Source organism: Rhizobium sp. FG113 (genome assembly GCF_057809895.1).
In genome coordinates, this window is sequence record NZ_JBMDKV010000003.1 from 313,426 (window position 1) to 325,852 (window position 12,427).

13 protein-coding genes and 1 tRNA gene are annotated in these 12,427 nt (G+C 61.1%); 8 read left to right on the forward strand and 6 right to left on the reverse strand.

Annotated elements, in window-relative coordinates:
• Window positions 1-3 precede the first annotated feature (3 nt).
• Window positions 4-705, forward strand: a complete 702-nt coding sequence (locus ACODTZ_RS11780; RefSeq protein ID WP_489025894.1) for a class I SAM-dependent methyltransferase — start codon at window positions 4-6, stop codon at window positions 703-705.
• Between the two features lie 21 nt (window positions 706-726).
• Here the strand turns inward: ACODTZ_RS11780 and ACODTZ_RS11785 are convergent, their stop codons facing one another.
• The 6 genes from ACODTZ_RS11785 to ACODTZ_RS11810 all read right to left on the reverse strand — a co-directional run bounded on the left by ACODTZ_RS11785 (window position 727) and on the right by ACODTZ_RS11810 (window position 6,717).
• Window positions 727-1,140, reverse strand: coding sequence for an ACT domain-containing protein (locus ACODTZ_RS11785; protein WP_489025896.1), 414 nt, complete (start codon window positions 1,138-1,140; stop codon window positions 727-729).
• Between the two features lie 108 nt (window positions 1,141-1,248).
• Window positions 1,249-2,472 carry a molybdopterin molybdotransferase MoeA gene (locus tag ACODTZ_RS11790; RefSeq protein ID WP_489025898.1) on the reverse strand — a complete coding sequence of 408 codons (1,224 nt, stop codon included), beginning with the start codon at window positions 2,470-2,472 and terminating at the stop codon, window positions 1,249-1,251.
• A complete protein-coding gene (gene moaC / locus ACODTZ_RS11795; protein WP_489025899.1) occupies window positions 2,469-2,969 on the reverse strand; it encodes a cyclic pyranopterin monophosphate synthase MoaC in 501 nt (166 codons plus the stop codon). The genes ACODTZ_RS11790 and moaC overlap by 4 nt, the downstream gene beginning before the upstream one ends.
• A 1-nt stretch (window position 2,970) precedes the next feature.
• Window positions 2,971-3,783: an indole-3-glycerol phosphate synthase TrpC gene (gene trpC / locus ACODTZ_RS11800; protein WP_489025900.1), complete on the reverse strand. Its 813-nt coding sequence runs from the start codon at window positions 3,781-3,783 to the stop codon at window positions 2,971-2,973.
• A 9-nt stretch (window positions 3,784-3,792) separates the two neighbouring features.
• A complete protein-coding gene (trpD, locus tag ACODTZ_RS11805; RefSeq protein WP_489025902.1) occupies window positions 3,793-4,809 on the reverse strand; it encodes an anthranilate phosphoribosyltransferase in 1,017 nt (338 codons plus the stop codon).
• Between the two features lie 15 nt (window positions 4,810-4,824).
• A complete protein-coding gene (locus ACODTZ_RS11810; protein WP_489025904.1) occupies window positions 4,825-6,717 on the reverse strand; it encodes a peptidylprolyl isomerase in 1,893 nt (630 codons plus the stop codon).
• Window positions 6,718-6,935: 218 nt separating this feature from the next.
• On the opposite strand from ACODTZ_RS11810, the gene ACODTZ_RS11815 reads away from it, so the two are divergent.
• The 7 genes from ACODTZ_RS11815 to ACODTZ_RS11845 all read left to right on the forward strand — a co-directional run bounded on the left by ACODTZ_RS11815 (window position 6,936) and on the right by ACODTZ_RS11845 (window position 12,350).
• On the forward strand, window positions 6,936-7,217 hold the full coding sequence (locus ACODTZ_RS11815) for a hypothetical protein (protein WP_018899882.1): 282 nt from the start codon (window positions 6,936-6,938) through the stop codon (window positions 7,215-7,217).
• A gap of 693 nt (window positions 7,218-7,910) precedes the next feature.
• Complete coding sequence (locus ACODTZ_RS11820; protein WP_018899881.1) at window positions 7,911-8,117, forward strand: hypothetical protein; 207 nt, start codon at window positions 7,911-7,913, stop codon at window positions 8,115-8,117.
• A gap of 186 nt (window positions 8,118-8,303) precedes the next feature.
• A tRNA-Ser gene (locus ACODTZ_RS11825) sits at window positions 8,304-8,393 on the forward strand.
• 199 nt (window positions 8,394-8,592) lie between these two features.
• Window positions 8,593-9,174 (forward strand): dual specificity protein phosphatase family protein, encoded by a 582-nt coding sequence (locus ACODTZ_RS11830; RefSeq protein WP_489025906.1) that lies wholly within the window; start codon window positions 8,593-8,595, stop codon window positions 9,172-9,174.
• A 250-nt stretch (window positions 9,175-9,424) separates the two neighbouring features.
• Window positions 9,425-11,104, forward strand: a complete 1,680-nt coding sequence (locus tag ACODTZ_RS11835; RefSeq protein ID WP_489025908.1) for a phosphoethanolamine transferase — start codon at window positions 9,425-9,427, stop codon at window positions 11,102-11,104.
• A 211-nt stretch (window positions 11,105-11,315) separates the two neighbouring features.
• Window positions 11,316-11,951: a tyrosine-protein phosphatase gene (locus ACODTZ_RS11840; RefSeq protein WP_489026218.1), complete on the forward strand. Its 636-nt coding sequence runs from the start codon at window positions 11,316-11,318 to the stop codon at window positions 11,949-11,951.
• Between the two features lie 15 nt (window positions 11,952-11,966).
• Window positions 11,967-12,350, forward strand: a complete 384-nt coding sequence (locus tag ACODTZ_RS11845) for a response regulator (RefSeq protein ID WP_489025910.1) — start codon at window positions 11,967-11,969, stop codon at window positions 12,348-12,350.
• Window positions 12,351-12,427: the final 77 nt, after the last annotated feature.

Sequence of the window (12,427 nt, forward strand, 5' to 3'; positions counted from 1 at the left end):
CGTATGACATCCGTTTCCGCTGCCGATGGTGCCCACCCGCAGAAGCGCACATCCTTCTTCGACGTCAGCGCCTTCATCGCCAGGAATCTCCGGCTTCTACCGGCGCCCGGCCTTCAGGATATCCAGCTCTACACCGCGCATTCCGGCAGCCGCCTGTCACGGCTAGGCGGCACCGATCCCGACGCACCGGCACCGTACTGGGCTTATGGCTGGGGCGGCGGCGCGGTGCTGGCGCGTTATATCGCCGAAAACCCGCATCTCGTGCGCGACCGGCGCGTTCTCGACCTCGGCACTGGCTCCGGCCTCGTCGCAATCATCGCCGCCAGGGCTGGTGCCACATCCGTGGTCGCCGCCGACATCGACGAAAACGCCATCGCCGCCGCCCGCCTCAATGCGGCCGCCAATGGCGTAGAGCTCGATCTCCTGCGTGCCGACCTCCTCGACGGTCCGCCGCCTTCGGTCGATATGGTTCTGGCCGGTGACCTCTTCTATGACGAAGCGCTGGCAAAGCGCGCGCTGGCGTTTCTCGAAACCTGCCGCGCCGCCGGCATCGACGTCCTGATCGGCGATCCCTATCGCGTGCCGCTGCCAACGGAGAAGCTGCACTGCATCGCGGAGTATTCCGTGCCGGATTTCGGCCTTGGTAGCGACGGGGACGAGGTTCGCGCCGGTGTCTTCAGCTTGGCCGCGGTTCCGGACCTCTAGCCAGTTCCAGGCGCTCCAGCGTCAGCCTGCCGACGACTGCAGCTCCAGCAGCACCCGCATGGCCTCTTCCGCGTCGGCCGTTGGCACGAAGACGTGGTCGTGATGATAGGCGGCCACCATGTTGCAGGAGATGTTGTGATTGGCGAGCGCGGTAGCGACGGCGGCTGTCAGTCCGACGCCCTCAAGCGACGAGAACACGGTGAGCGTGATCCGCCGCATGGGGAGGGTGGTGTCAAAGCCCAGCCGCCGAGCATCGCCAGCCGGCAGTATCATGGACACGCCTTCGGCTTCGCGAAACCAGCCGAGCGACAAAGGCGCAGTCTGCATGGCGAGCTGCTCGTCTTCGGTCGTGCAAAACACATAGTCGGCGGCGTCAAGGCTCGGCGTCATGCCATTGAGCATGGCCTTGGTATCGCGAACCGGCTGGGTGGTCATGATCGTGCATCCCGGCTGTGAAGATGCGCCGAGTGTGGAACAAGCGCGCTATCCGCACAAGCCACCGCAATGACAGCAATCAGTCGGCAGGCGCGCCCGATCGAGCGTTCAGCCGAGCAGTTCCGGACGGATCAGCATCACCTCGCATGCCTCTCCGGCCTCGAGAGCGGGCGCATGCGGCGGCCGTATGATCAGGCAGTCGGCTTCGGCGAAGATCTTCATCATCGACGAATCCTGCTTGCCAAATGGCTCGACCTGCAAAGTGCCAGATGGCGAACGCACCGCTCTTGCCCTGACATAATCCTGCCGCTGGTCGTTCGCCTTCATGCTCACACCAACTTCCGCCGTAGCGCTCCGCTTGACCGGAGGCAGGGAGGCGAGCTTGCGGATCAGCGGCTCAAGAAACAGCAGGCCGCAGACGAGGCTGGACACCGGATTGCCCGGCAGACCAAGCACATGCGTATCGCCGAAACTGCCGACCATCAGCGGCTTTCCCGGCCGCATGGCGATCCGCCAGAAATCGAGCTCCATGCCCGCGGCGAGCAAGGTCGCCTGTACGAGATCATGGTCGCCGACCGATGCGCCGCCCAGTGTGACGATCACATCGACCTTGGCTTGCCGCGCTCTCTCGACGGCAGCCGTGATCGCCGCCTTTTCATCGCGAACGATACCGAGATCGAGCACCTCAGCGCCGGCCTTGCGCGCCAGTGCCGCAATCCCGAATGTGCTCGAAGCGATGATCTGCGAGGGGCCGGGCTGCTCGCCTGGCGTCACCAACTCGTCGCCGGTGGCAAGCAGCGCGACCAGAGGCTTGCGCCGAACGTCGAGCGTCGCGTGGTTCATGCCGGCGGCAACGGTCAGTCGTGAGAAATCGATCACCGCGCCTGCCATCAGAACGGGCTCGCCCTCGAGAAAGTCCTGCCCGCGTGGCCGCACATGCTGGCCGGGCCGCACGGGATAGGTGGTGCGGATGCCGCTTTCCGTCTTTTCGGCGTCTTCCTGCAGCAACACGCTGTCGGCGCCCTCGGGAACGGGCGCACCGGTGAAGATCCGCACGGTCTCGCCGGCGCCGACCGTGCCGTCGAAGGCGTGTCCGGCGGACGACGTCCCGATTATCAGTAGTTCGCTGCCGGGCTCAAGGGCGTCCTCGCCGCGCAGCGCATAGCCGTCCATCGCCGATGAATTGAAGGGCGGCTGTGTCAGGCGCGCCGTGACATCGGACGCGAGAACGCGACCCTCGGCCTCAGCCAGGGAAACGGTTTCGAACGCCATGATCGGCCTTGCCCGCGACAGCAGGCGTTCCTGCGCTTCGGCTACGGGCAGAAGGCTCATTTCGCATGCTCCGGATGCCGGAAATCGCCCGACTTCCCGCCCGATTTCTCAAGCAGCCGGATGCCGCTGATCTCCATCGCCTTGTCTGCGGCCTTGGCCATGTCGTAGATCGTGAGGCACGCGACCGAGACGGCCGTCAGCGCTTCCATCTCGACACCGGTCTTGCCGGTGAGCTTGGCGGTCGCGGTAACGCGCAGGCCGGGCAGGGCGCTATCCTCGGTAATCTCGACGGAAACCTTGGTCAGCATCAGCGGGTGGCAGAGCGGGATGAGATTGCTGGTCTGCTTGGCGGCCATGATGCCGGCCAGCCGCGCCGTGCCGATCACGTCGCCCTTCTTGGCGTTGCCCTCTAGGATCAGTTGAAGCGTCGCCGGTGCCATCGTCACATGGCCCTCAGCGGTCGCGATGCGGGTGGTATCGGCCTTGTCACCGACATCGACCATGTGCGCCTCGCCGGCAGCGTCGATATGGGTCAGACCCGCCTTCTCGCCACTCATCTTATTCGGCCGCCAGCGAGGCCTGGCCGAACAGCAGCGCCTGCGTGGCCGCCGTCACATCGTCCTTGCGCATCAGGCTCTCGCCGACGAGGAAGGTGTTGATGCCGAAAGCCTGCAGCCGCTTACAATCCTCATGTGTGAAGATGCCGCTCTCGCCGACCAGCAATCGGTCATCAGGCACCATGGCCGAAAGCTCTTCGCTGACCGTGAGGCTGACCTCGAAGGTCCTGAGGTTGCGGTTGTTGATCCCGACCAGCGGCGACGAGAGCTTCAGCGCCCGTTCCATCTCTTCAGCGTCGTGTACTTCGACGAGCACATCCATGCCGAGCCCGAAAGCCTCGTCCTGCAAGCGTTCGGCGTCGTCATCGGAAAGCGAGGCCATGATCAGCAGAATGCAATCGGCACCCCAGGCACGGGCTTCCTGCACCTGATAGGTCTCGAACATGAAATCCTTGCGCAGGGCCGGCAGCTTGCACGCCGCCCGCGCTGCCATCAGGAACTCGGGCGCGCCCTGAAAGCTCGGCGTATCAGTCAGCACGGACAGGCAGGCCGCGCCGCCAAGCTCGTAGGCCTTGGCCAGCGCCGGCGGATCGAAATCCGGACGGATCAGTCCCTTGGAAGGGCTTGCCTTCTTGATCTCGGCGATCAGACCAAACTGGCCCGCGTCGCGCTTGGAGACCAGCGCCTTGCGGAAGCCGCGCGGCGCCGTCTGGTCCTGCTGCATCGCCTTCAGATCAGCGAGCGAGACCTTGGCCTTTGCCGCGGCGATCTCTTCGCGCTTGTAGAGTTCGATCTTCTGCAGAATGTCGGTCATGTCGGTATCCTAGTCGAGGTCGTTGGATACGGCGACAAGTTTGTCGAGCGCACCCGCGGTGGCGCCGCTGTCGAGCGACTGGGCGGCAAGCCGCATGCCGTCATGCAACGTCTCGGCCTTGCCTGCGATCACGAGCGATGCGGCGGCGTTGGCAAGCGCGATATCGCGATAGGCATTCTTCGCGCCGCTCAGCACATCGCGCAGCGCAGCGGCGTTGACGACACCGTCGCCGCCCTTGATTGCCTCAAGTTCGACCGTATCGACGCCGAAGTCGCTAGGCGAAAGCTCGAAGCTCTTGATCTTGCCGTTCTCGAGTGCTGCGACGCTGGTCTTGCCGGTGGTGGTGATTTCATCGAGGCCGTTGCCGTGTACGACCCACACACTCTCTGAACCGAGATCGCGCATCACCTCGGCAATCGGCATGACGAGTTGCGGCGAGTAGACGCCGAGCAGCTGGCGGCGAACGCCGGCCGGATTGGAGAGCGGGCCGAGCACGTTGAAGATCGTCCGCGTGCCGAGCTCGACCCGCGAGGGGCCGACATGGCGCATGGCTGAATGGTGCTGTTGCGCGAACATGAAGCCGACGCCGGCTTCGCGAATGCAGCGCGAGATGACCTCGGGCGTCACGTCGAGCTTGACGCCCAGCGCGGCCAGGCTGTCGGCAGCACCCGATTTGGAGCTGAGCGCCCGGTTGCCGTGCTTGGCGACCGGTACATCGGCGCCGGCGACGATCAGGGCCGCCAGCGTCGAGATGTTGTAGGTGCCGCTGGCGTCACCGCCCGTGCCGACGATGTCGATGGCATCGGCTGGCGCTTCCACCGTCAGCATCTTCGAGCGCATGGTCGTGACGGCGCCGACGATCTCGTCGACGGTCTCGCCACGAACGCGCAGCGCCATCAGAAAACCGCCGATCTGAGAGGGCGTGGCCTGGCCGGACATCAGGATGTCGAAGGCCTCGCGGGCCTCCTCGCGTGTCAGAGGTTCGCGGCTTGCGGCCTTCGCCAGGAGGGGCTTCAGATCGGTCATGCGTTCATGTTCCCCTTAGCGCGAGGCTGCCTGTTCGGCGAGCTGCTGGTTGATCGACACGCCATACTGCGTCTGCAGCAGGGAGACCATCTGGTCCAGGATGTCGTCGCCGGCGGCGTTTGCGATCGCGTTGATCTGCTGGTCCTGGTTGGCAAGCACATCGCCTGTTGGCTCGGTGTTGACTTCGGTCACCTTCATCAGGATTTGCGTCGTCGGATCGGCGCCGATCGCGGTCGCGATCGTGTCGATCGGGCCGGAGAAGGAGGCGTTGACGCCACCAGTGCCAAGAACCACGTCGTCCATGCCACGGGTGATGCCGCTCTTGCTCTCGACCTGAATGCCGAGCGGTGCGGCGATGTCAGCAAGCGAGGTACCCTTCTGGGCCTGCTGCTTCAGCTCGTCCGCCTTCTTGGCGAGTTCGCTCTTCTGCTGTTCGGCGGTCCAGTCGGCAACGGCCTTGTCGTGAACTTCGGCAAGCGGACGGTCGCGCTCGGGCGTGACGTCGCCGAGAGCAAACCACAGATAGCCATCCGTACCGATCGACAGCGACGGGATATCGGCACCAGCTTCGGCACGGAACACCGCGCCCAGCACTTGCTGCTTCTCCGGGATGTCCTTGACCTCGTTGCCAGCCTTGTCGAGGCCCGTTGCATCGACGGCGTCGATGGTCACGGCCTTGAGCTTGAGCTGCGTGGCGATCTGGTCGAGCGTCGAGCCGGCGCTGCGCAGGTCTTCGATCTGATCGTGGACGGTGATCATCTGCTGCGACGCGTTTGCGACGGCGAGCTGCTTGCGCAGGTCTTCCTTGACCTCGTCGAAGCTCTTGGCGCTCTCGGGCTTGATGTTGGTGATGCGCAGGATAACCGGACCGAAGCTACCCTCGACGACAGGCGAGGTGCCGCCGTTGCGGGAAACCGCAAAGGCCGCGTCGGCAACGGACTGATCGGGAACCTTGTCCTTGGTGAATTCGCCGAGCATGACGTCATTGGCCGTCTTGCCCTGGTCGGTCACCAGCTGGTCGAAGGTCGTGCCGGTTTTCAGCGCATTGGCGGCAGCGTTGGCGAGGTCCTTGTTCTGGAAGGTCAGCTGCTCGATCATGCGGCTTTCCGGCGTGCGGTAGGCGTCCTTGCGCTTTTCGAAGTCTTCGCGGATCTGATCGTCGGTCACCGTTCCGGCATCGGCGATGTCGGCCGGCTGCAGTTTCAGATAGGTGAACTTGCGATATTCCGGCGCACGATAGCGCGCCTTAGAACCTTCGAACCACTTGGCCAGCACGTCGTCAGCCGGCGCCTTGATCGGCTCGATATTGGCGTTGGTCAGCAGCAGGTAATCGATCCCGCGGCTTTCCTGGCGGTAGAGCTTCAGCGAATCGACCAGCGTCTTCGGAGGCGTGAAGCCGTTCGAGATCGCGTCGACGATCTGGCTGCGAACCGCGACCTTGCTGCGCTCCTTGATATAGTCGTCCTCGCGGATGCCGGCATTGCGCAGGCGCGAGGTAAACAGCGAACGGTCGAACTGGCCGTTGACGGCCTTGAACGCCGGATCGTCACCGATCAGCTGTGCCAGACGATCCTCGGAGAGGCCGAGCCCCATGTCGGCGGCGAGCTGGTCGAGCGAAGCGCCGGCCACCAGCTGCGAGATCACCTGCTGCTCGACGCCGAAGGCGCGGGCCTGATCAGGTGTCAGGCGCATGCCGAACTGCTGGCTGAGGTTGGAGACCTGGCGCTGATAGGCGAGGCGGAACTCGTTGACGTCGACCTGCTGGTCGCCGACCGTCACAACGGTCGTGCTGGTGCTGCCGGTCAGCAGGGAGTGTGACACACCCCAAATGCCGAAAGAGGCGACCAGGAGCAGCATCAGGAGCTTGGCCGCCCAGGTCCGGGCAGCTCTACGCAGAAGATCGAACATCGAAACGCAAACCTCGCATTATATTCGCCCGTTCGCGGGCAAAGCATTGGACGTTCCTTAGAGCAAACGCATGAGGAATTGAAGGGTTATCGCGCGAAAACATCTGCGCTATACCAGCCGTGTTTCGCGACGCCGACCGAAGACAAAAGATGCTCGCTTGCGGAACCTTTGGCAGCGCTATTTCGTTGAGCAGCATCCCCAAGAAACAGGAGCAAACAATGGCCGACATGAAAACCGCCTCCGCACAGTCCACAGCCGCGCGCGTCAAGGCGGAGATTGCAACGGACGATCTGTCCGCCCAGGTCGCCGCATTGCGCGAAGATCTGGCGCGTTTGTCCGAGAGCGTTGTCGCGCTGGGGCAGGGTGCAAAGACCGCCGTTGCAGATGAGGCCTCAGTTTTGACCGAGCGCGTTCGCGACAAGGTGCGCGAAGAGCCGATCCTTGCTATCGCGGTGACCGCCGGCGTGGCATACCTGTTTGGCCTGATGAGCCGCAGATAGAATTTTCTGAAATGAGATCGAAAGGGCCGGGCTGTGGAGCTCGGCCCTTTTTGCATCCGATTTTCGGCACGCGGAATTCGCCAACGAAGACGCTTGTGAGAACTGTGCTTTTGTTGACCGATCATCTTACCCAGATGGTCGCCATGACGCAGGAAATCACGCAAATGTGAAATACAACTACCGGGGGATTTTTATGAAATTACTCGACACATTGTGGAGTGATTGGACGTGGCGCACGCCTCGATGAGCAGAAGCCTCTCGCATGATGATCCATTTTGGTCGCAATGTTATTTTGGTGCCGCTTTATGGTTTATATAAAATCAACCTTTAGAAGAATTTAGCAGGATACATAGAGTCAAAATATGTTCGAATATAAAAGCGGAAATATGGTGGCGATGTGATCTCGATTGTCTCGGATAATACTATGTAGAACTTTGACGGGCGATAGATGTTGTTTGGTTGTTTTGTCGATGCCGAAGTATGTTTCATCATTTTCAATGATGTATCGCCAACTATGGAACATATTTATCACCCCATTCGCATCACTTTCGGTCAGGTTGCATGACTGATCGCTTTAGGCGAGTGTCGTTGAAAAACCTCATCCGCTGGCAAAATTTAGGTTTTGATCAGCAATCCCTTGCTCAACCTGCAATCTATGTCATGGTACAGCCTTGGACATGAGGGGTAACAGAGATGATCAATCTTCAGTCAGCTCGCAGTGACACCAACCACGACCAGCGTTTGCTCGATTGCCGCGCCGACGTCGAACCAGCACTCCACCAGATTATCAGGGAAGCGCAGAAGAACGGCTGGGCGGCGGCCGAGGTGGCCATGGCGATCGCCGACGCTGCCGACGATTACATTCTTCTGCTGGCGAACCGCAAAACCACCGCGCACTGACCGTCTTTTCCCTTCGCTCATCCGACGTCTTCGCTCGTGCTCCCGCGCCATTATGCGAGATCACGGCGCGAAGACGCGGCCGGGCTGGTTGACGGTGCCGACGAAGCAGCTTAAAGCCTTCGAAACCTGATTTGGTGACACCCAAGGTGCGCGCATTTTGCCGCCGGGCCATCAGATTGGTGCGCTGGATGGGTGGCCGAGTGGTTTAAGGCAACGGTCTTGAAAACCGTCGTGCGGGGAACCGTACCGTGGGTTCGAATCCCACCCCATCCGCCATTTTCGCTTTTGTCCCACCCGCACGTGTGGGTAAACTCCGTACCGAATACATAGGTGACAACCTCGTCCCTTGTTGCCGATCGCGTGCGCAGACCGGCGCTCGGGCGGGCTTGGTTTTGCACTGAGCATAGCTTTCAGGTGGCCGTCAGGCTCATTCATCAAAGTCCCGCTCGCACTTTGATGAATGAGGTTTGTCGTCATGCGTTTCGCCGCCAGTCGGAAGAAGATCCTATTGAGAGCCGCCGCCTGCGTGTTGTTCGCAGGCGCCCTGTTCGGAGGCTATATCGGCTATCTGCAATTGAGCGGGAATTTTCACAGCGTCGTTCATGGAGAGTTTTACCGATCGGCGCAGCTCTCTCCAGCGCAGCTTGAGCGCCATGTCCGCGATCACGGCATCAAGACGATCATCAACCTGCGCGGCGAGAATGTGAACGCGCAGTGGTACAATGCCGAGGTCGAAACGGCGGCGCGGCTTGGTGTCCAGCACATCGATTTCGCAATGTCGTCCGGTACCGTCCTGACGCCCGAACGGGCGGACCAGCTGGTCGCCATCATGAAAGCAGCGCCAAAGCCGATCCTCGTGCACTGCCAGAGTGGTGCAGATCGAACCGGCCTGGTGTCGGTGATCTATAGCCAGCAGATCGCGGGTGTCGGCGAAGATGTCGCTGAGCGCCAACTGTCTGTGCGTTACGGCCATGTCGCCATACCGCATGTTTCGTCCGTCTACGCGATGGATGTCAGCTGGGACCGGCTGGAAGCGCATTATGGCCTCAAGGGCTAGGGGCAAACTTACTCAGGATAGGGGGCTGCAGGCTGTATTTTGTGTCTGCGTAGGAGGCGAGATGCAGGAAATGCTCACCATTTCCAAACCTCTCCGGCGCCTGCAGGCGCACGGCGCGGCCCGTGTTGGTCGCATATAGCCTGGAAGCATTCAGGCTTGTGTCAGAAAAGAAAGGCATTCCGTCACGCATTGGCGGGATAAGGCCATCGCTTTGACGGTGTCCCGCGCCAGCTATTGCGGAGACACCGAATTGAACGACAGTAATGATCGAGCCGGACCACGCTTTCTTCGTCCGGAAATTGGAAGCATCACGCTCTGCCTGCTGACGACCGCTTATCTTCTGGCCGTCACCAACCAAACCTTCTGGTCCAAGGCCTTCGGCTATTTCGCCGCCGATCGCTTCGGCTTTTCGATCTTCGTGATCGGTATCGCGGCCGCGAGCCTGGGCGTAGTCACCTTCTTCTCCGCGAAATACATCACCAAGCCGTTCCTGATCTTCTTCGTGATCGTGGCGTCCGCCGCATCTTGGTTTACCGATTCGTTCGGCGTCATTGTTGACAAGGAGATGATCCGCAACGCCGCCGTGTCGACCGGTGCTGAAGCTGGGCACCTGATTACCGGCCGGTTTGCATGGCATATCTTTCTGACCGGTATCGTGCCGTCGCTGCTCATTCTTTGGGTGCGCATCCGGCACCGGCCGATCCTCGGGAAGCTGGCGCACAACACGGCCGTTATCCTTGCCTGCACGGCCGTTTTCACGGCAATCGGCATTGGTGACTACCGGACCTTCGCGGGCGTCGGGCGGGCTCACAAGGATATTCTCGACACGCTCAATCCGTTTGTGCCGATCACCAGCGCCGTGCGCTTCGCAATTTCGTCGGGGCAGGACGCCAACATCGTCGCGCAGCCGCTTGGCGCGGATGCCCATCGTGTCAACACGACCGCAACCAACAAGCCGCGGGTCCTCATCATGGTCGCCGGCGAAACGGCCCGTGCCCAGGATTTTGCGCTCGGCGGCTATACGCGCGATACCAATCCCGAGCTGGCGAAGCAGAATGTCGTCTATTTCCCCAACACGAGCAGCTGTGGAACCGCAACGGCGATCTCGATCCCATGCCTGTTTTCTGTATATCCGAGAACGGCTTACACGCACCGCAAGGGGCTGGAGACGGAGAATGTTCTTGACGTTCTCGGACATGCGAACGTTTCCGTTTCATGGCTCGACAACGACACCGGCAGCTACCACGTCACCGACCGGGTACCCTACGAATTCCTGCCGGATTCGGCCGATCCGAGATTCTGCAAGGACGGCGAATGCCTCGATGCGATCCTCCTGGACAAGATTGACGGCTGGCTAGACAAGGTAAAGGGCGATAGCGTGCTGGTGCTTCATCAGCTCGGCAGTCATGGCCCGGCATATTATGCTCGCTATCCCGAGGAGTTCCGCCGCTTCCAGCCGGATTGCCGCGCCAACGATTTCGGAAGCTGCTCGCCGGAAGAAATCCGCAATGCCTATGACAATACGGTCCTTTACACGGATCATATCGTGTCGACGGTTATCGATAAGCTGAAGAAGCGGTCCGATACCGTTGCGGGCTCCGTGGTCTACGTCTCCGACCATGGTGAATCGCTGGGCGAGAATGGGCTCTATCTGCACGGTACGCCCTATGTCGTTGCGCCGATCCAGCAGACCCACGTGCCATTTCTGGTATGGCTCTCCGACAATCTCCAGGCGTCGGCTGGCTTCGACATGGCGTGCCTGGCGAGCAACGCCAACAAGACGACTTCCCACGACAATATCTTCCATAGCCTGCTCGGCCTGATGGATGTTTCGACCAAGGTGTATGACCCTTCGCTGGATGTGTTTTCCAGTTGCCGGAAGGGGGATTCCCATGTCGCCAGTGTGAGCTCCGCGGTCGGCGTCAACTGAAATCAGATCGCTTTTGATGACCGGGGCTGAAAGGCCCGGTCGCATGTTGGGCGCGACCTTGGCCGCGCGTCCGCGTCTTCTTCACCTGCGAACCGCCGATGTCGCAATAATGTCATTTCCGCTTCAGGTTGTTGTCAGCAGCCCACGCCATAGAGCAACTCTCTTCGATATTACTTAGGAGATACTCTTGCGCGCACTGAAGCGAGTTCGGATCGCCCGCCCCGTAAAGATTTTCGGCGGACTGATACTTTTGACGGGCCTGACACTCGCCGGCTATGTCGGTTATCTCCAGTTTACCGGGAATTTTCATACTGTCGTGGCCGGGCAGTTCTACCGTTCGGCGCAGCCATCTCCGTCTCAGCTGGAGCGCTATATCCGCGAGCACGGCATCAAGACCGTGATCAACTTGCGTGGCGATAGCGGGCACGCGAAATGGTGGGCGGAAGAAGTCGCCGTGTCGGAGCGACTGGGCGTCGAGCATATCGATTTCGGTATGTCTGCATCCAGAATTCTCACCACCGAGAAGGCGGACCGCCTCGTCGCCATCATGCGCGACGCTCCAAAACCGATCCTGGTCCATTGCCTTTCCGGTGCCGACAGAACCGGCTTGGCCTCTGTGCTCTATAGCCAGCAGATCGCCAACGTGAAGGAAGATGTCGCCGAGCGCCAGCTGTCCTTCGCGTTCGGGCATGTGGGCATTCCCAAGCTGTCGTCGGCCTATGCCATGGATCAGAGCTGGACGAACCTCGAGAAGCACTACGGGCTCGACAAGGTATCGGCTCCAATTCCGGCGCCGGTTCGCGACGCCCAGGCGGAAAGCACCCAGATCACCGGTGGCGCTGGCTAGGCGGAAGGCGCGGTCATGAATGTGTTGTTGGTCGAAGATAACGCGATCCTCGGAGATGCCGTTTGCGACCATGTTTCGGCAAACGGCTATTCGGTGGAATGGTGCCTGACGCTTGCCGACGCGACCCGTGCTGCCGATAGCGGCGAATACGGCCTGGTTCTGCTCGATTTGCGCCTTCCCGATGGCAGCGGACTGTCGTTGCTGCGCCGCTTGCGCGGCCGGGCCAACAATGTTCCCATCATCATTCTTACCGCGCATGATCAGGTCTCCGATCAGGTCGAAGGCTTTACTTGCGGTGCGACGGACTATCTGGTGAAGCCCTTCGGCCTCTCTGATCTTGATTTGCGCATTCAGTCCGTTACCCGCAGCCACCCTATGGCCGAGCGACGTCCGGCTTGATTCTGATCGAATCCTTGGGGCGCCGAGCCTTGGCCCGAGGGCGATCGCGCGACACGCATCTTCTCCATCACGCCGCC

Excerpts from the sequence above, each read along its gene's own strand:
- ACODTZ_RS11780 (WP_489025894.1), top strand. The coding sequence starts at position 4 with ATGACATCCGTTTCCGCTGCCGATGGTGCCCACCCGCAGAAGCGCACA.
- ACODTZ_RS11785 (WP_489025896.1), bottom strand. The coding sequence starts at position 1,140 with ATGACCACCCAGCCGGTTCGCGATACCAAGGCCATGCTCAATGGCATG.
- ACODTZ_RS11790 (WP_489025898.1), bottom strand. The coding sequence starts at position 2,472 with ATGAGCCTTCTGCCCGTAGCCGAAGCGCAGGAACGCCTGCTGTCGCGG.
- moaC (WP_489025899.1), bottom strand. The coding sequence starts at position 2,969 with ATGAGTGGCGAGAAGGCGGGTCTGACCCATATCGACGCTGCCGGCGAG.
- trpC (WP_489025900.1), bottom strand. The coding sequence starts at position 3,783 with ATGACCGACATTCTGCAGAAGATCGAACTCTACAAGCGCGAAGAGATC.
- trpD (WP_489025902.1), bottom strand. The coding sequence starts at position 4,809 with ATGACCGATCTGAAGCCCCTCCTGGCGAAGGCCGCAAGCCGCGAACCT.
- ACODTZ_RS11810 (WP_489025904.1), bottom strand. The coding sequence starts at position 6,717 with ATGTTCGATCTTCTGCGTAGAGCTGCCCGGACCTGGGCGGCCAAGCTC.
- ACODTZ_RS11815 (WP_018899882.1), top strand. The coding sequence starts at position 6,936 with ATGGCCGACATGAAAACCGCCTCCGCACAGTCCACAGCCGCGCGCGTC.
- ACODTZ_RS11820 (WP_018899881.1), top strand. The coding sequence starts at position 7,911 with ATGATCAATCTTCAGTCAGCTCGCAGTGACACCAACCACGACCAGCGT.
- ACODTZ_RS11830 (WP_489025906.1), top strand. The coding sequence starts at position 8,593 with ATGCGTTTCGCCGCCAGTCGGAAGAAGATCCTATTGAGAGCCGCCGCC.
- ACODTZ_RS11845 (WP_489025910.1), top strand. The coding sequence starts at position 11,967 with ATGAATGTGTTGTTGGTCGAAGATAACGCGATCCTCGGAGATGCCGTT.